At 48.9% G+C, this 17,283-nt stretch carries 21 protein-coding genes, 1 other RNA gene and 2 pseudogenes; 10 read left to right on the plus strand and 14 right to left on the minus strand.

Features of this window, described 5'->3' with window-relative positions; genetic code table 11:
• Positions 1–37: 37 nt before the first annotated feature.
• On the minus strand, positions 38–646 hold the full coding sequence (locus tag J7439_RS09415) for a hypothetical protein (protein ID WP_209201573.1): 609 nt from the start codon (positions 644–646) through the stop codon (positions 38–40).
• Between the two features lie 418 nt (positions 647–1,064).
• On the opposite strand from J7439_RS09415, the gene J7439_RS09420 reads away from it, so the two are divergent.
• Both J7439_RS09420 and J7439_RS09425 read left to right on the plus strand, forming a co-directional pair.
• On the plus strand, positions 1,065–1,349 hold the full coding sequence (locus J7439_RS09420) for a type II toxin-antitoxin system RelB/DinJ family antitoxin (RefSeq protein WP_209201617.1): 285 nt from the start codon (positions 1,065–1,067) through the stop codon (positions 1,347–1,349).
• Positions 1,349–1,633, plus strand: a complete 285-nt coding sequence (locus J7439_RS09425; RefSeq protein ID WP_209201574.1) for a type II toxin-antitoxin system RelE/ParE family toxin — start codon at positions 1,349–1,351, stop codon at positions 1,631–1,633. The genes J7439_RS09420 and J7439_RS09425 overlap by 1 nt, the downstream gene beginning before the upstream one ends.
• A 31-nt stretch (positions 1,634–1,664) precedes the next feature.
• On the opposite strand, the gene J7439_RS09430 is transcribed toward J7439_RS09425, so the two are convergent.
• The 9 genes and pseudogenes from J7439_RS09430 to J7439_RS09470 all read right to left on the minus strand — a co-directional run bounded on the left by J7439_RS09430 (position 1,665) and on the right by J7439_RS09470 (position 8,716).
• The gene (locus tag J7439_RS09430; RefSeq protein ID WP_209201575.1) at positions 1,665–1,898 is read right to left on the minus strand and encodes a hypothetical protein; all 234 of its coding nucleotides are present in this window, start codon (positions 1,896–1,898) and stop codon (positions 1,665–1,667) included.
• A 58-nt stretch (positions 1,899–1,956) separates the two neighbouring features.
• The gene (locus tag J7439_RS09435) at positions 1,957–2,295 is read right to left on the minus strand and encodes a hypothetical protein (RefSeq protein WP_209201576.1); all 339 of its coding nucleotides are present in this window, start codon (positions 2,293–2,295) and stop codon (positions 1,957–1,959) included.
• The gene (locus J7439_RS09440; RefSeq protein WP_209201577.1) at positions 2,288–2,527 is read right to left on the minus strand and encodes a type II toxin-antitoxin system Phd/YefM family antitoxin; all 240 of its coding nucleotides are present in this window, start codon (positions 2,525–2,527) and stop codon (positions 2,288–2,290) included. The genes J7439_RS09435 and J7439_RS09440 overlap by 8 nt, the downstream gene beginning before the upstream one ends.
• 371 nt (positions 2,528–2,898) lie before the next feature.
• Entirely contained in the window at positions 2,899–4,179 is a 1,281-nt protein-coding gene (locus J7439_RS09445) for an ISKra4 family transposase (RefSeq protein WP_209201578.1), read from the minus strand.
• 130 nt (positions 4,180–4,309) lie between these two features.
• Positions 4,310–5,338, minus strand: a complete 1,029-nt coding sequence (locus J7439_RS09450) for a Tle-like phospholipase domain-containing protein (protein WP_209201579.1) — start codon at positions 5,336–5,338, stop codon at positions 4,310–4,312.
• On the minus strand, positions 5,328–5,597 hold the full coding sequence (locus tag J7439_RS09455; protein ID WP_209201580.1) for a hypothetical protein: 270 nt from the start codon (positions 5,595–5,597) through the stop codon (positions 5,328–5,330). Before J7439_RS09455 ends, J7439_RS09450 begins: the two co-directional genes overlap by 11 nt.
• Positions 5,598–5,934: 337 nt before the next feature.
• A complete protein-coding gene (gene istB, locus J7439_RS09460) occupies positions 5,935–6,684 on the minus strand; it encodes an IS21-like element helper ATPase IstB (protein WP_209201581.1) in 750 nt (249 codons plus the stop codon).
• Between the two features lie 11 nt (positions 6,685–6,695).
• Positions 6,696–8,224, minus strand: a pseudogene (gene istA / locus J7439_RS09465) (IS21 family transposase).
• Between the two features lie 255 nt (positions 8,225–8,479).
• Entirely contained in the window at positions 8,480–8,716 is a 237-nt protein-coding gene (locus tag J7439_RS09470; protein ID WP_209201582.1) for a phage portal protein family protein, read from the minus strand.
• Between the two features lie 118 nt (positions 8,717–8,834).
• On the opposite strand from J7439_RS09470, the gene J7439_RS09475 reads away from it, so the two are divergent.
• Both J7439_RS09475 and J7439_RS09480 read left to right on the plus strand, forming a co-directional pair.
• Positions 8,835–9,128 carry a BrnT family toxin gene (locus J7439_RS09475; RefSeq protein WP_209201583.1) on the plus strand — a complete coding sequence of 98 codons (294 nt, stop codon included), beginning with the start codon at positions 8,835–8,837 and terminating at the stop codon, positions 9,126–9,128.
• Positions 9,125–9,334 carry a BrnA antitoxin family protein gene (locus J7439_RS09480; RefSeq protein WP_209201584.1) on the plus strand — a complete coding sequence of 70 codons (210 nt, stop codon included), beginning with the start codon at positions 9,125–9,127 and terminating at the stop codon, positions 9,332–9,334. The genes J7439_RS09475 and J7439_RS09480 overlap by 4 nt, the downstream gene beginning before the upstream one ends.
• Positions 9,335–9,466: 132 nt before the next feature.
• Here the strand turns inward: J7439_RS09480 and ssrA are convergent.
• Together ssrA and smpB are read right to left on the minus strand one after the other, a co-directional pair.
• Positions 9,467–9,832: a transfer-messenger RNA gene (gene ssrA, locus J7439_RS09485) on the minus strand.
• Between the two features lie 290 nt (positions 9,833–10,122).
• On the minus strand, positions 10,123–10,602 hold the full coding sequence (gene smpB, locus J7439_RS09490) for an SsrA-binding protein SmpB (RefSeq protein ID WP_101745079.1): 480 nt from the start codon (positions 10,600–10,602) through the stop codon (positions 10,123–10,125).
• A gap of 520 nt (positions 10,603–11,122) precedes the next feature.
• Between smpB and J7439_RS09495 the strand changes: the two genes are divergently transcribed.
• From J7439_RS09495 to J7439_RS09505, 3 genes are all read left to right on the plus strand, one after another.
• Positions 11,123–12,481: a sodium-dependent transporter gene (locus J7439_RS09495; protein ID WP_209201585.1), complete on the plus strand. Its 1,359-nt coding sequence runs from the start codon at positions 11,123–11,125 to the stop codon at positions 12,479–12,481.
• An 86-nt stretch (positions 12,482–12,567) separates the two neighbouring features.
• Positions 12,568–12,999, plus strand: coding sequence for a type II toxin-antitoxin system RatA family toxin (locus J7439_RS09500; protein ID WP_209201586.1), 432 nt, complete (start codon positions 12,568–12,570; stop codon positions 12,997–12,999).
• Between the two features lie 7 nt (positions 13,000–13,006).
• Entirely contained in the window at positions 13,007–13,318 is a 312-nt protein-coding gene (locus J7439_RS09505; RefSeq protein ID WP_353623032.1) for an RnfH family protein, read from the plus strand.
• Positions 13,319–13,374: 56 nt separating this feature from the next.
• Here J7439_RS09505 and J7439_RS09510 read toward each other — a convergent pair.
• Positions 13,375–13,734: pseudogene (locus tag J7439_RS09510) on the minus strand (outer membrane protein assembly factor BamE); the annotation flags it as partial.
• Positions 13,735–13,854: 120 nt separating this feature from the next.
• Between J7439_RS09510 and fur the strand changes: the two are divergent.
• The 3 genes from fur (at position 13,855) to J7439_RS09525 (ending at position 15,296) form a co-directional block, all read left to right on the plus strand.
• On the plus strand, positions 13,855–14,265 hold the full coding sequence (gene fur, locus J7439_RS09515; RefSeq protein ID WP_101745083.1) for a ferric iron uptake transcriptional regulator: 411 nt from the start codon (positions 13,855–13,857) through the stop codon (positions 14,263–14,265).
• A 296-nt stretch (positions 14,266–14,561) separates the two neighbouring features.
• Complete coding sequence (locus tag J7439_RS09520; RefSeq protein ID WP_209201589.1) at positions 14,562–14,894, plus strand: DUF2158 domain-containing protein; 333 nt, start codon at positions 14,562–14,564, stop codon at positions 14,892–14,894.
• A gap of 87 nt (positions 14,895–14,981) precedes the next feature.
• Positions 14,982–15,296 carry a DUF2158 domain-containing protein gene (locus tag J7439_RS09525; protein WP_209201590.1) on the plus strand — a complete coding sequence of 105 codons (315 nt, stop codon included), beginning with the start codon at positions 14,982–14,984 and terminating at the stop codon, positions 15,294–15,296.
• Between the two features lie 63 nt (positions 15,297–15,359).
• Here the strand turns inward: J7439_RS09525 and recN are convergent, their stop codons facing one another.
• Positions 15,360–17,069, minus strand: a complete 1,710-nt coding sequence (recN, locus tag J7439_RS09530; RefSeq protein WP_209201591.1) for a DNA repair protein RecN — start codon at positions 17,067–17,069, stop codon at positions 15,360–15,362.
• Positions 17,070–17,283 lie beyond the last annotated feature (214 nt).

Below are 17,283 nucleotides of genomic sequence, written 5' to 3' on the forward strand. Positions count from 1 at the left end.
CCAGCAGTGCTTTGATGAATTCATTTTGATTTTCATTTTATTTGAGCTCAAGCAATGAACCCTGAACAGTATCACCGCTTTGATCTGCCCTTTCACCGTCAATCAACAGCTCCCCTTCCTGGTCACCCTGCCCATCCAGAACCCGGTAGAGCAGAGAATAAGCGACCCGCCATTGTCCTTCAGCCACCTGCAGGGTGACTGATTTAGTATTCAGACGAAGGACATGTCCAAAATGTTCTTCCCCATGCTTATCTTTAAAACCCAGCAGATCTCCCACAGCAATGGCATGGCGACTCAGGCCTTGTTGAGTTTCATGATTAACGCGGGCATCGGCACCTTCAAGATTGAGCATGTAGTAGGGCACCGTCCAGCGTTTGCCATCGGTAAAATCCAGGACCAGTGCCCGCTTTTGCTTAAGCTGCAACACTTCGCAGTCACGCAGCGAGTTGCTGTTTCGGTCAAAGTAGCTCAGCTTCTGTCCAACGGTCAGTGCCGCCTTGATCCGGCCAATACGCTCTGAAGACTCCAGCTCACGATCAATCATGGCATTCAGCCGGAACAGATCAAAGGTGCTGGCCTGATTGAGAGCTTCCAGCAATTGGGCATAATCCATGGTTGGTTTGGCGGGGGGGTTACTGTTATTCATTAGTAGTCAGTACCATGATTTGGTTATGGATGTTTGATCCCGAAGGCAGAACAAATTGATGGCTGGTTACCGGGGCCTCAACCACTGCCCGTGGTTGGTTTTCTTTGCATAGCGTTGTTTCATCTATGCCGACTTCTGGTCATAGGCTTTACGTCTGTCCAGCATTATAGTCATAAGTCGAAGACCAGCGAGTTTTACAGAGAGTTCGCCTGCCTTTCAACCCCTATCAGGAATACATCAACTAAATAAGCCCTTATTTTTTCTGCATATAATTTTTGAGTTTCCAAACGAGGGGCGTTTGATGGGCTAATTGGATTTACCGTGTTCCATGCTGATATAGCCAAATCACCTAACTCGTTTTTGGTGAGCCACCCTATATCGCGCTAACATTTGTACTCACAGTAATAAGGGGGCCATGATGGAAACAAGAATACAATTTCGAGTCGATGAAGAAACAAAACGCCTGGCTCAAAAAATGGCTGAAAGTCAGGGTCGCACTATCAGTGATGCATGCCGGGAGTTTACTGAGCAACTGGCGGAACAACAGCGCAAGTTATCCTCCCACGATCAATGGCTAACCCAACAAGTCAACCAGGCATTTGAGAAACTGGACTCTGGAGCAGCGGATTTTGTTGAACACGATAAAGCCAAAGACGAGATGGCTAAGCGCAAAGCAAAAATTCGCAACAGAGGCAGCCATTAATGATTTTATGGGAAGAAGAGTCTCTGAATGATCGGGAAAAGATCTTTGAGTTTCTTTATGATTTTAATCCTGAAGCCGCAGAAAAGACTGATCTGATCATTGAAACGAAAGTTGAAAACTTATTAGAACAACCGCTTATGGGGGTTCAGCGTGAAGGCATCCGTGGCAGGTTGCTGATCATTCCGGAAGTATCCATGATTGTTTCATCCTGGGTGGATGGTAAAGATATTCGTGTAATGCGAGTTCTTCATCAGAAACAAAAATTCTCAAGTGATCCGGGTTGATGTCTGGGCATATATGAATATCTATACCAACTCAAACTTCGGCTTCATAAGTCGCTAACGCTGGTAGTTCTGCCTTAACTACCCGGTCTTGTATCAGTGCATTGTTCCCTGCTGGTACACTCTCTCCCTGAACTCTGATAACTGTACCATCTCGAAATGTAGCAGTGCTGGTTCCGTCACCGCTATTGAGGGTAATTGTAACGATGGTTCGCCCCCCTTCGGGAATGAGTGATTTAAACTGCTGCCAGATATTGGTGGTAGCCATGGCTCTTTATCCTCGTAATTCGGCTGCTAATACTTGCTATAAAAAGCAATGGCGGGCATTACATCAAAGCCAGGTCAACCAGCAACTTTTCTGCACTCTGTTTTTGTTTCATAAAAGCAATGACGTAACCCTTACCGGATTGATCATCGAATCGGTATAACACTTTATAGTGTTTCATTAGATTTAACTGACGGTAGTCGTGAATTCCAACCAGAGCCAGCTCCGGGCAAACAGGTCTTATGGCAACATCCTGAATCAGCGCTGTCGATGTCTCAATCAGCTCAGTCAACAACTGGTTCAAGTCATCCCCACTATAAAATGCGCTCATATACCCTTTAAGCAAGCTCAGGGTCAGAAAGCCGGTTTCAGTGATTTCGACGGTGACAGGCTTACTCATTCCGCAACCTCTGGAGAGCCTCTTCCGGTGACATGGTGTTCCCGTTTCGAATATCTCTCTCAGCACGATTGGCAAGTTTGAGCAGGGCAATTGCCTCATCCCGCATTGAGGCTTCCTTTTCGGAATATATTCGATATACCGGTAAACCATGCTGGGTAATGCGTAATGGCCCGTCCTCTACATCCAGTTTGGCCGCATTCTGTTTCAGGTAGCTTAATGTTTGTGTTTCCATGGATTCTCTCTTTTGTCGGTCTATTAATGGTCTGATTATAGACCACTGCGCCCAAAAGTTCAGGTTATGCTGGGCGACCGTTAACGTTAAAAATGCCTCTCCAATTCAAGGGACTGGAGGACCGCGCCAGCAGCTGTTGTGCTGATCTTTGCTCTTAAGCACAACGCCCGCCAGTCGCCAGTTGTTTCCCAAAACCGGTGTCAAAAACCGGTGTCTTTGAATCTACATAAAACCGGTGTCAGGTCTTGAATCTTGAATGTGTTCAAAAATAAAGACCTAATGGAATGGTCCGCCCCGCTCCCAAAACGGCTTCAAATGAGCCAAGATAGAATGAGTTGTGCAGAGGGTGCTCTCTCAGGTTAATAGCTCACTCAGCAATCAAGTAGAACTTTGCCTGACATAACGTTAGACCACAGTTGTTCCCAGCGCCCCTTGCTATGGATAAGAGACCTTGTTTCCAGCAGTACTTCTGCCCCGGCTAATTTCCACCTCATTCCTGAACCGCATAGCCGTTGTTTGACCAATGTCTTGCATGCTGCTTCTGTGACTCCGGAACCGATCGGCCAGTTGTGCTCCAGAGCCTCTTGATACTTCATTAAGTGATGATTGTTGGTAAAGTAGGTCACTGCCTTGTAACGCTTTTCTATCAGTGCTGTCGTCTTTTTTGGGAGTTCTGCTGATTCAATTTCCTTCAGTATTTTCCTGGCCGCACCGAATGTGTGTTTCAGGTTATGGAGCCTATCTTCTAACCAGAGCTTTCTCCTGGTTTTACTGTCCGGAAATAATGCTTCTGCTGCCCCGGCCAAGTATTCCGAGGCATGATAAAAATCGAGTATCTGAGCAGAGGTATGCTTCGTCAGATAGCGCCAGTTTTCTTTAGCCCCATCAGCGACACCCACATAAGTCGCTTGTGGGTAAAGGCGTTTTAGTTTTGCAATCTCCTCGTCCAGTTTGCCCATAAAGCTTTGCTTGCCATATTCAGGTGAGCTGGCGGTATAAATAGTGTGCAATCGATCACCATTGGCCGAGTAAAGACTCAGGGTTCCACACATCGCTTCTCTCCAGCCGTGTTCACAGAGCAACATGCAGGTGCCATCCAGACCTATGGCAATGGTTTCGACAGGTTCTGGCAGGAGCGGCAAGTCATATTCGATGTCTTTCTGGTCTTCAATTAATGCACCTACCTTGTCGGATAAATGCTTGATATACGAGTTAGACAGAGTTCTTTGATGGTTGGTTGCAAAGTCTTCTTTAACAGCAGGAGCGGGCATCTGGCTGTATTTCCAAGCGAGTGTTTTGGCAAACTTGGGGGTAGCTGAGCCGACAATACCAGTGCGAAGATCAAGAGGCACCAGCGTAACACCACCTCTGACCCCCTGATAAACAGAACGTTCCATAGGCACACATCCATACATGGTTTCATATCGCTTCAGTACCTTTCCCTTGTAACTCCACTTCTGCTGGTTTACGACAATGGGGTCTTTGTTGGGTGGTTCAAACAGTTCAAGCAACTCTTTTGTTCCGAGCTGCCCTGCTTCATTCAATGCTCGCTGTAGCCCATCTTCAAGATCCAGCATGTTGCCAGATTCAATGGGTACTTCAATTTGCAACACAATGGTTTTTGGTTTATGGGCAACGACAGAAGCAGGCATGGCGACAGATTAAGACTGTGAAAGATGGTTCCCATAATAGTCGTGATTGGGGTGCACATAGGTTTCAATTATTCAGAGAGAACACCCGCCATTCTTGGCCTTAATGTCATCAAAAAGACCTTCAGCTTTTTTAGGAAATAAGATTATTTACAACTTCAACAGCTACGTCACTACTGTGAACTCCCATACCTCTGCCTTTAGGGTCCGGTAATGTCATAATTGAGCCGATCAAATTACCTTTTAAAATAAGACCTGCTTTTCCATTTCCGCTGGGAGAAACTGGATCACCTTCGATTCGAACATTCTGAATATTATCTTTTGCCATATTTACACGATCATCACCTAACTTGTTTAACGTACTCTGTGAAAGTCCGGCAGGATTAATCGTAATCGCTCCTGCCAAACGGTCAGGGTTATGCTTGCCCTGCACAGCAGTGTAGGCAAATTGTGCCAGGCCACCCCCCAATGAATGTCCGGCAACCGAGAATTTTGCATCTGATAGAGGTTCGTGTGAGAGAAGAAGATCGAAAATAGCTGCTGCACTTTGGTACATGGGGGATTCCATGCCCAGCCACTGAGTAAGGTCTGTTTTTACTGTTCCGCTGCGGCCCGTTACTTGTTGAGAGCCGGGTTCGGTCCCGGCAAATGACAGCACGATTTCGTCTCCTTTGCGCACGATCAATGCTTTTGCATTATCAGCTGTATGAATCAGTCCGGTTTTATCATCGTAAAGCATTTGCAATTCAACGGGTAACTCCTCACGAGTCAAAAGTGAGCAATCAGGAGGAATTTTATCAGCTTCCTGAAACCCTTTATATGCTGCCGCTCCGAGCATAATATGGCTTTGGATGTTTTTCTGTTCGTTAGTAGCCATATTTGAGAAATCATCAGATTGTTGTATGTTCGTGTGCGGTGCTTTTTCAACTTGCTTTATATCTTTGGATTTATCTCCGTTTGTAACTGCCTGGCCACGCTGTTTTATCAGTGAAGCATTAAGCTTTATTGCCTGTTTAACTTGTTTGTTAAACTGTTTTTTTGATAAAGCGTCAGCCCCTTTTACGCCTATTAAACCTTTTTTACGAAGACTGTTAATAAAATTATTTGCAAACTTCTTTTCAAAGACGCCCTTACCAGCATCCGGCTTTTCACTATTCAGCATTTTTTTTTACAACGGCACTTTGATTTTTTGAAACTCTTATTTTTGCTTCAATGACGTTTTGTGCTGCAATTTTTCGATCTTTAATAGGCTTTTTGGGAGCTTTGCCAGATGTTTTGACTCCACTGAAACAGCGTTTTATGGAGCTCCTTGATACGTTAAATCGGCCAAATTTTTTTTCAGCATAAACTGGTGCAGATGCAGGTCTATTATTTTCAATGTTTGATGGGATTGGTGTAGAACCATTGACACTCTGAACCATTCCTTGATTTCCTTTATACTTCAACCTTGTACTGTGTCAGAATAGGTGTGATTCGTTTTATCTATTCATTTTGAACAACCACTTTTTACCCAACACTAACGGATTTTCCTTCACGGTAATTGATTAGTCATCCCAAAACTCTGCCTGACTGCTGCCATTAACGTTATTCCCTTGATGTTGGCGACACCCCGCCCCTTTCAGAAATGAGCACCTTAATAAACTGTTGCCAGATGTTAGTGGATGCCAATGGTGCGTATTCTGGCGAACATGAACGCTCATTCTGGTGTATCGTGAACACCTTCACTCCCTTAAGCATCGTCTCCTTTAATTTCTAGCTTTAGTGTTCACGGTCCGCCAGTTTTGCTTTCGTTTTTCTCATGGATTCTCCCTTGAGTTCTATCCGGTGGGCGTTGTGGGTCAACCGATCCAGAATCGCATCGGCCAGGGTGGCATCGCCTATGCTACTGTGCCATTTCGACACCGGCAGCTGGCTGGTGACGATGGTTGAGCTCTGGTTGTGCCGATCATCCATGATTTCCAGCAGGTCGTTGCGCTGGCTCTGACTCAGGGGCTCAAGGCCCCAGTCATCAACTATCAGCAGGTCAACCCTGGCCAGTTGCCTGAGCTGTTTCGTATAACTGCCATCGCCGTGTGCTATGGTCATGGCTTCCAGCAACCGGGAGGTGCGGAAGTAGCGAACGCTGTAACCACGCAGACAGGCACCGTGCCCGAAGGCACAGCTCAACCAGCTTTTACCCGTACCACAGGGGCCGGTCAGCAGCAGGTTCTGCTTGCGGCGCAGCCAGTCACAGGTGACCAGTGTCGCTATTTTCGATTTGCTGATGCCCCGTGGCTGCTCGTAGTCAATGTCTTCCAGGGTGGCCGCCAGCTTGAAGCGTGCAGCCCTGAGCAACCTTGCCAACCGCTTGTTGTTGCGGTCGGCATCTTCCTGGTCAACCAGCAGGTCAAGTCGTTCTTCGAAGCTGAGCCCCTCATAGGTGCCTGGCTGCTCCTGCTGAAGCTGCAGGGCATCGGCCATACCGCTGAGTCTGAGGGCACGTAAACGGGTCATGGTTTGATTGATCATGCCCTTAACCCTCATTGAAAGAAGTCAGCACCACGAATGTTCTCGTGGCTGACGGTGACACGGGTTTCCTGTTCTTTCGCCGGTGTTAACGGAAACTTGTCCAGTCCGGACTGCAGGATGGAACGCACATTGGCAACCCGTCGTCCGCCACAGGCAATGGCCCGATGGCAGGCAGCATTCAGACGCTGGGTACCGTATTCCCGCTCCATGTTCAGAAGCCCGAGACAGGCCCGGTAAGCCTGTTCCGGGTGTTGCTTGCTATCCAACAGTTGCTGGGTAAATCCGAGCACATCAGGCCCGATTTTCTGTGCCCAGTTCTTAAGCCGACCGGATGTCCACTGTTGCTGTTTCTGGTGCCGGGTTGGCATGTGTTCAGGCCGGGTGGTAAAGCCTCCGCTGTTATACTGCCGTACGTGGCTGGTGACCGGTTTGCCTTTGTAGAGTATCTGGACCGTGCGGTGACTGGCCCTGATTTCCACCTCTTCTTTTACCAGCTGGTGTGGTACGGAGTAGAAGTGGTCGCTGAACCGGATATGGTAATCAATGCTGACCCTGGCCACCTTGAACTCCAGGTGCTCAAAGGCCTGTCTGGGTAATGGCATCAGGGCCGGTCTGTCCAGCTCATCAAACAGACTGCGCCGACAGCCTTTTTGCTGCCGGAATGGCCGGTTATTCAGGTCTTCCAGCAAGCGTCCTATTTCCCAGTTCAGCTCTGACAGGGAGAAGAACCTGTGGTGACGCAGGCGCATCAGGATCCAGCGCTCCACCAGTTGGACGCCGACTTCTACCTTGGCCTTATCCTTCGGTTTATAAGGCCTTGCCGGCATAATCGAGCAACCAAAGTGTTCAGCCATGTGCAGGTAGCTTCGGTTGATGTCCGGGTCGTATCGGCAGGCTTTGGTCACGGCGCTGCGCAGGTTATCCGGCACCAGCATTTCAGGGACACCGCCAAAGAACTTGAAGGCACGCACCTGGGAGCTGATAAAGTCGGCAGAGCCCTGGGTCCAGGAAGCCTCGGCAAAGGTGTAATTGGAGGCACCCAGGACGGCAACGAAGATTTGTGCGGGCGCGGTTTCTCCGGTTGTCTTGTTCACCACAGGCACGGTCAGGCCAGCGTAATCAACAAACAGCTTCTCACCGGCCCGGTGATGCTGGCGCATGGAACGCTTTTGTTTGTTATTCCACTGCCGGTAACGGTGACAGAACTGAGAGTAACTGTAGGCATTGTGTGGTAGGCCTCACAGTACTCCTCCCACACCAGCTGCTTGGTCATCCCCTTAGACTTCAGCTCCTTATGAACCTCCTGCCAGTCGGGGTCGACCATATTCTGCTCAGGGCAGGTAACCGGTGCTGGAGCCAGTTTGTTGATCAGGGCCGTGTCGTCCATGCTCTCAGGCAGTGGCCAGGACAAGCCGACAGCCTCAAACCGGTTAAGGTATTTGTTAACCGCCCCGACACTGACGCGAGTGCTTCTGGATATTTGCCGGGTGCTGAGCTGGCACTCAAACCGGAGTCGAAAGATTTCCCGTAATTTACGCATTGATAACCCCTTTTTCTTTTTCATGCCGCTGAATCCTTTTTTTCATGGATTAGTGCAAGCGGCACAATGTGAGTAAAATCAATACCTAAGAGAGGTTTTTCGTTTGGTTTTACAATTCATTCTGGCACTGTGAACACCGATTCTGGAGGGTGTGAACAGTGATTCTGGAAAATTCCAAAAAGTGTTCACGGTAAAACCAGAATGGGTGTTCACGCTCGGCCAGAATGAGTGTTCACGGTTGGCCAGAATCAGTGTTCACGATGGGCCAGAATATGCAACATCCCACTCTGACTGGGTGACTGCCAGTCGTCGTTGCTGAAAGCAGGGTTTCACCTGGTCATCCCGTAGCAACTCGTCATAGAGCCGCATGTCTCTGCCTCGCTGCTGGAGGACGCTGTCTGGGTTCTCCATGAGCATATGGGTGTAGGCTTTGCTCATCAGAATGCCGTGGTCGGCTTGGGCGATTTCGCCGAGGGTGGGCTTTTTGTTCATGGTATCTACCTGCTTTCTTCCAAGCCCAGACCATAAGCTTTCAGGAACTTATTGCTAATACCTGAAAATTCCGAATTGACCACTTGAAAACAACTACATTGTAGTTACACTTTGTTGAATGAAGCACCTTACCTTTGAATGGGATGATGATAAGTCCCGTAGTAATCTCAGAAAGCACGGTATCAGCTTTGATGAAGCCAGAAGCGTCTTTTTTGATGAGAATGGCTTGCTCATAGGCGACCCGGATCACTCGGAAATGGATGACCGTTTTATCCTTATTGGCATGAGTGCAAGCCTGAAAATTTTAGTTGCCTGTCACTGTTACCGAACGGATGAGGTGATCCGGATTTTTTCCGCGAGGAGTGCAACCAAAAAAGAAACCGACATCTACACAGCGAGAATGAAGCCATGAGAGAAGAGTATGATTTTAGCCAGGGCGAAAAAAACCCTTACGCCAAGAAGCTGAAAAAGCAGATGACCATTCGCATTGATGAGGATGTGATTGATTATTTTAAAGCCCTCTCTGACGAAATGGGGATACCCTATCAGAGCCTGATTAATCTCTACCTTAAAGATTGTGCTGCCAATCAGCGGAAACTGTCGATGTCCTGGAGGTAGCTTCAGTACCCCCTGAAATCATTGTTGCCTCTTGCGCTGCCATAGCCATTCGACATTTTTCGACACCCTGCTAATTTGTGCACGGCGCATATAAAAAAAACCTGTAAATCAATGATCTACAGGGTTTGTATGTGGTGGAGGCGGCGGGACTTGAACCCGCGTCCGCCAGCTCTACGCCTTCGGCTCTACATGCTTAGTTTCCGTTATTAAGTTAACGCAGAACGACCCAACGGTCAGGGTGACACTGCGCGATCCTGTGGATTTAACCCACCGGCTCCAGGAAGACCGATGTGGCGATTCTATTTTCGGTAACGATCAATTTCCACCCAACAGACAAGACAGAGTGATCGGGAGAAAGCTGTTATTAGGCAGCCATTGCTCCGTTGAAGCTATTATCGTTAGCAACTACACGTTTGTAGCGTTTTGATTTACGAGAGCCGCTACGCCCTCGACATGCACCTTGGGTTTCGTAACCGTCGTCGAATCCTGATCGCCCCCAGTAACAAAACTTCGCCGTATTTATGCCAAAAGTGGATAGCAAATGCAACTGCGTTTAGTACATAAGTATTTTTACACTGCAAAAAATACCATTGTCGTTAAATTTTCCTGAGAAAGACTTTAAGCGCCTTCTGTATGAGTTACTGAGCCGGGGAACCGATCAGCAGCTGTTTTTATTCACTGCAAAGGCACAGGCACCGCTCAAGAACGAATCCCGAATCCAATAGCCAGGTGAATTGCATTAAGGAAAGGGAGTAAGCGGCACACAGTGAAACCGTGTGCCTGAGTTATCAGCCGCGGTGCATAACCCGCTGCTTTTCAATATTCCACTCACGCTCTTTGGTAGCTGCACGCTTATCAAACTCTTTCTTACCCCGGGCAAGGGCAATCTGGCATTTGATCAGATGTCCTTTCCAGTAGAGTTTGGTGGCGATGCAGGCGTGGCCTTTTTGCTGGGTTACCGAGAACAGGTTGGCCAGTTCTCTGCGGTGCAGCAGCAGTTTACGGTCACGCAGAGGATCCGCCACAACATGGGTGGATGCGGTGATCAGCGGTGTGATCTGGGCACCAATCAACCAGGCTTCGCCATCTTTGAGCAGGACGTAACTGTCCACCAGCTGGACTTTGCCCTGCCGGAGGCTTTTCACTTCCCAACCGGCGAGGGAAATGCCTGCTTCGAAAGTCTCGTCGATGTGAAAATCGTGACGGGCTTTCTTGTTGACGACGATGGATGAGTCGCCCTGTTTGCCTTTCTTTGAACTTTTTGCCATGGCGCGGATTATAGGAGCAGCTTAAGGTAAAGTCACTAATTCTGCGGGATCCGGACTGATTTCTACAATAGCACCGGATCAATGAATGTTTAGCATAGTGAATATTTCTGCATTTAATAACCACCATATTCAAAAAACTCTATTTTGACCGTTTAGACGGCAAAAACGGTTGAGATGTAGTGCCTAACCGGTACAATGACGGCCAACCTGTGTGATCTTCTCCGCTCTTCCATCAGCATGCTGTTTCATCTGAGGTAGTCTTTATCGCTGGTTGTTCGGTTTGGAGGTTTGCCGGGATTGTGTTGTTCCCGTGAAAATCTCGCGTGGCAATTGTTCAAGAAGCAAGAAGCCGTCTGAAAAGCAGCGTTGCTGTTCTGGTTTTCGACAACCGGCCCTGATTGATAAAGATGGTCTCAGCTGTATCAAAGCGGGCTATCCATAAGAATTATTCTGTGTTGTCTGACCTTACCTGCCTTTCAAACAGCCTCTGAGCAAAATAATTCGACTCATTGGGGAACTCATGTCTGGACAAAATCCAACGACATCGAAAAAAACCTGGGCTAACCGCTGGACCTTCCTGTTGGCCGCCGCCGGCTCTGCCATCGGCCTGGGTAATATCTGGAAATTTCCATACATCGCCGGGCAATATGGCGGTGGTGCCTTCGTTATGCTTTATCTGCTGTGCATCGCCATTATGGGTGTACCTCTATTGATGGCAGAAACGGCCATTGGCCGTCATACCCGCCTGAGCCCCCTGAATGCCATTCGCAAGCTGACCAGTGATCTGGGGGCCAACAAACTGTGGGGCATTATCGGCTGGATGGGTATGCTGGCAGGCTTCCTGATTCTCTCTTTCTACAGCGTCATTGCTGGCTGGTCCCTTTCTTATGCCTGGGATATTGTGACCGGGGCCTTCAGCGGCATGAACACCGATCAGGTGGGTGATGCTTTTGGTGGGCTGGTGTCATCGGCACCACGTCAGATCTTCTGGCACACCGTCTTTATGGTGATCACCCTGGTGATTACCGCCAGAGGAATCCACAAAGGTCTTGAGAAAGGTCTGCAGGTGATGATGCCCGCCCTGTTCGCCTTGCTGCTGATCATGCTGGGCTACAGCATGCTGGAAACCGGACAGTTTATGCGCGGCTTTGACTTTATGTTCTCCGTGGATTTCTCCAAGGTGACCGGTGAAGCGTTTGTTGCTGCATTGGGTCAGGCGTTCTTCACCCTGAGCCTGGGTATGTGCTGCCTGATGGCTTACGGCGCTTATATGCCTGCCAACAACTCCATTCCAAGAACCGCCATTAACGTTGCCACTCTGGATACCCTGATGGCAATTATCTCAGGTCTGATTGTCTTCCCGATCGTATTTGCCTATGGTCTGGAGCCCTCTGCCGGCCCCGGCCTGCTGTTTGTTTCCCTGACGGCCGCCTTTGTGCACATGCCGATGGGAGAACTGTTTGGCTTCCTGTTCTTTGTTCTGGTGGGTATTGCGGCGCTGAGTTCTGCTATCTCCCTGGTTGAACCGGCACTGGCCTGGCTGATCGAGCGCACACCACTGAGCCGTACCGTCGCCACGGTGATTCTATGTGCTGCCATCTGGTTTGTTGGCCTGGGTACCGTGTTCTCCATGAGTGGTGACCTGACCTTCACGCTGTTCGGGAAGAACTTCTTTGACCTGCTGGATTATTTCACCAGTAATATCCTGCTGCCTGTGGGTGGCCTGCTGATCTCCATCTTCGCTGGCTGGATAATGAAGCGTTCAACCATGATGCATGAGCTGGGCCTGAGCGTGGGAATATTCAACCTGTGGCGCGCCATGATTCGTGTGATCGTGCCGCTGTGTGTATTGACAGTGTTGATTACCGCGCTGCTCTAGACCTAAACAGACCCTGACACTGTCTATTAATCCGGGGGCCGGAATAGGTTATTCTATCCGGCCTTTTTTTATGAAAGGCTCTTTCTATGCCAAGGATTTCCCGTTCCGCACTGGTCATGTATTCCGCTGAACAGATGTATGATCTGGTCAGCGATATTGAGTCGTATGCAGAATTTCTGCCGGGGTGTGCCGGAGGCCGTATTGACCGTCAGGAAGGCGAACAGCTGGAAGCCACCCTGGAAGTTGGCAAGGCCGGATTACATCATAGTTTTTCCACAAGGAACCAAATGATTCCCGGGAGGTCTATTGAGATGCAACTGCTGGAAGGGCCATTTAAACACTTATCCGGTATCTGGACATTTCAGCCCCTGGCTGAGGATGGCTGCAAGGTCTCCCTTGAGCTGGAGTTTGAGATGAGCAATAAGCTGACTCAGGCAACGCTGGGTGGTCTGATTGGCCACATGATGAATGCCATGGTCGATGCCTTTGGCAAGAGAGCGAAACAGATTTATGGCTAAGATGTTAATGGATGAACCCTCTATCCACGTAGAAGTGGCCTATGCAAGAGCCCATGAGCAAAAGATTATCGCGCTGAAGGTCAAAGAGGGAACTACAGTACTGGAAGCTGCCAGGGAATCGGGCATAGTTGATTACTTTCCGGAGATTAATCTGGCCGAGGCGAAACTGGGTATCTTTGGCAAGGCCGTGTTAAAGCCCGCAGAACAGGCACTAAAAGAAGGCGAACGGGTTGAGATTTACCGCCCCTTGATTGCCGACCCGAAAGAGGTTCGCAAACGCAGGGCAGAACAGGCGAAACAGAAGAATTCTGTACAGTAATAACTGAGGGTGATGTTCTTCAGGAGTGGTATCAGCAGTGATTACTGCTGATCGCTGCCGGGTACCAGGTCACCTTGAATGGAATGGAGTTGATCGTTTACGAAAAACAGCGTAACCGTCTTCTGCTCCCGGCTCTTACCACCGGGCTGCAGGCTGTAGATGTAATCCCAGCGATTGCTGTTAAACGTATCCTCGATCAATGGCGTACCCATGACATATTGGACCTGGGCACGGGTCATTCCCGGACGGAGCTGGTTAACCATCTCCCGGGTAATGACATTTCCCTGCTGAATATCAATTTTATAGGCACCGGGGAAACTGATAAGCTTCGAACCACTGTCCGTGGAGCTGGCACACCCTGTCAGAAGGGTGGCTGAGAAAAGTGCGGCGGCCAAGGCGATCGTGGTTTTTGGCATCGGTTTCAGACTTCCACTATCTTGCTCAAAAATGACTAGCAGCCTGCTCGCAGAGCAAAATGAAAAAGCTGCACGGAAATGTGATAATAGCAGGATTATCTTGCAAAGGGTTAGGGAAACGTGTTGGAAAATCAAGAGTTACGCAAAGCAGGACTTAAAGTCACCCTGCCTCGTGTGAAGATTCTGCAGATCCTTGAAGGTGCCGAAGAGAAGCATATGTCGGCGGAAGATGTCTACAAGGCTCTGCTTGAAGCAGAAGAGGATGTGGGTCTGGCCACTGTCTACCGGGTACTGACCCAGTTTGAGAGTGCCGGCTTAGTAGTTCGCCATAACTTTGATGGCGGTCATTCCGTGTTTGAACTCGCCCGCGGGGGGCACCATGACCATATGGTTTGCATGGAGAGCGGAGACGTTATCGAGTTTATTGACGAAGAAATCGAGAAACGTCAGTACGCCATTGCTGAAAAACACGGCTTTGAAATTGTCGATCACAATCTGGTGATCTATGTACGTCCAAAGAAGAAAAAATAAGCAGCATTTAATCAAGAAGAAAAAACAAGAGTTAACCTCTAACCTGTGAGATCACTTGCCCCCCTCAGCTTCTGCCGAGGGGGATTCATTATTTTTTATTTTCTTCAATTGGTTAGTGAAATTGATCAGAACGAATAAATCAACATTCGTTCCGTAATCGATCTCTTGATGTTTGGGCCAAACCAAATGGTTAAACATTCCTCTCCAATCAAAAACTCAGTCAAGTGCAAAACGATGGAACTAACATAATAAAAAAATGTCTATAAAAAGACTTTCAAACAAAAGGAATCAAACAAATGGAAATAAGAGCCAAAATCGGTCAACTTGTCCGCTTACGAGCCGGTGGTCCCGTACTTTGTGTTACGTGCGAATACCCTATGGCTGATGGATCTTATAGCTATACCTGCCAGTGGTTTGAAGATGACACACTGAGAGATTACACCTTTCCAATCGTAGCCCTTGAACCTGTGGAAGGTGAGTTTGAAGCCAGTATCAAGGGTCAGCCCGGTACCGAAGTGGAAATAGAAGCAGAAGTAGATACAGAAGCAGAAGTAGATACAGAAGCAGAAGTAGATACAGAAGCAGAAGCCGAAACAGAAGAGGGCGATACTGGTAAAAACTATCACTAATACTCATTCAAGAACAAACGATGGAACTAATATGATTAAACAATGTCTATTAAAAAAACTATCAAACTTGCATAAGGATTCAAAGATATGGAAATAAGAGCAAAAATCGGTCAACTCGTCCGCCTGAGAGCCGGTGGCCCGGTACTTTGCGTTACCTATGAATACCCGATGGAGGATGGTACTTATAGTTACTGCTGCGAGTGGTTCGAATATGAAAAACTCAGACATTCAACCTTTCCAATCGTAGCCCTTGAGCCGGTTGAAGGTGATTTTGAAATTGATATTAAGGTTCAGCTCGACACCGAAGCAAAGGCTAAGGCTGATGCAGAGACAGAGACAGAACCAGAATCAGATGATGAAGCTGACAAAAAAAGTAGCAAACCAGGTAAAAATTTCCACTAACTCTGGTACATCCAAACCTGTAAGGTTGCTTTAATTCATTTAAAGCAACTTTACCGGAAGGATTTACACGGCTTGCACCTGCGCCTGAAACAGCATCTCCTGGGCATGACTCAATGTTGGTGCTGTCAGCTCAACGCCCCCCAGCATTCGGGCAATTTCGTGTACGCGATGTTCACCATCCAGCTCGAGAATACGGGTGCTGGACGCTTTCCGACTGAATTTCTTACTAACGTGCAGATGTTGATGGGCCTGGGATGCCACCTGGGGCTGATGGGTAACACACAGCACCTGCCCTTTTTTACCCACTTCTCTCAACATGCTGCCCACGATTTCTGCTGTGCCGCCGCCAATACCGACATCTACCTCATCAAACACCAGCGTTGGCGTTGATGCGGTTTGCGCAATAATCACCTGAATGGCCAGACTGATACGGGAAAGCTCTCCACCGGAAGCCACTTTGCCCAGGGGACGCGGAGGTTGTCCCGGGTTGGTGGTCACCAGGAACTCGATGGATTCAAAGCCCTGGGAGGCAACCGTGCGATCAGGAATATCTGCCAGTTCAACACAGAACTTACCTTTGGGCATACCCAGCAAGGCAATGCGCTCAGACACCTGTTTTTCCAGTTTTCGTGCGGCGGCCCTGCGTCTGGCAGACAGTTTTTCGGCTAACTGATTGTGTTTTTTCTGCAGCTGTTCCAGGGACAATTCCAGGTCGGCTACCTGTTCATCATGACACTGAACTTTTTCCAGCTCTTCGCTGATCTGTTGTTGTTTTTCCAGCAACGCTTCCGGCTGGATACGGTGCTTGCGGGCCAGATCAAAAATAGCACTGAGCCGGTCTTCGATTTCCCGGGCCCTTTGTGGATCGGCATCAAAGTGATCAATAAAATGATTCAGCTCGCCAACCGCTTCCTCCACCTGAATCTGCGCGGATGACAGCATCTCCAGAGAATTATTGATGGCCGCATGCTCAACCTGCAGTTCACTGAGGCGGTGCAGACAGAAAGAGAGCTGCTGCAGCAAATTATCACCATCGTCACTGGTACAAACCCGGGTGATCTGATGGCAGGCCGATAAGGTTGCATCGGCCTGGGACTGCTGGCGATGCTCCTGCTCCAACTGCTCAACCTCCCCGGGCTGTAGGTTTAACTGCTCCAGCTCATGCAACTGATAACTCAGCAACTGAACCCGCTCTACCCGGTCCTGCTGATCGGACAGTAAAGTATGCAACTGTGCACAGGTCTGGCGGTAATCTGCGGCAATATCCGCTACTTCCCGGGACAGCGCCAGCGAGCCGGAAAACTCATCCAGCAGCTCAGCATGATTGCTCTTTTTCAACAATGATTGGTGGGCATGCTGACTGTGAATATCGATTAACAGCTCCCCCAGCCCCTTCAGCTCGGAAAGTGTGACCGGGATGCCATTGATATAGCCCCGGGAGCGACCTTCACGGGTAACCACCCGGCGCAGAATACATTCGCTCGCCGGGGATTCAGAACCGCCAGCATGCTCACCGTCATAATCTCGCTCCTGCAACCACTCTCTTGCGGCAGGTATGCGCTGAAGGTCAAAGCAGGCGCGGATATCGGCCCGATCAGCGCCATCACGCACACAGTCGCTGCCCGCCCGGCCTCCCAGGGCCAGCCCGAGGGCATCCAGCATAATGGATTTACCGGCACCGGTTTCCCCGGTGATGGCGGTCATCCCGGGATTGATGTCCAGGTTAAGGTGGTCAACGATGGCATAGTTGCTGATGGAAATTTGGTTCAGCATGGCAGCTCTCACGATCCCAATCGCATATCGGGTTACTGTTTATTTATACAGTAAACTTAAAACCCGAATTGGTAAAGCAAATTTCCCCTTGAATAAGCTGCCATGAACCCCATATTAGGCTATCACTTAATATTTACTTTTGCCCCGGGGCCCTAGGAGGCTGTCCGAGAATAGCGCCCGTAGCGAGGATGGCAGAAAATTGAGGATAAAAATT

The organism is Salinisphaera sp. G21_0 (assembly GCF_017744115.1).
Taxonomy (GTDB): domain Bacteria; phylum Pseudomonadota; class Gammaproteobacteria; order Pseudomonadales; family Endozoicomonadaceae; genus Endozoicomonas.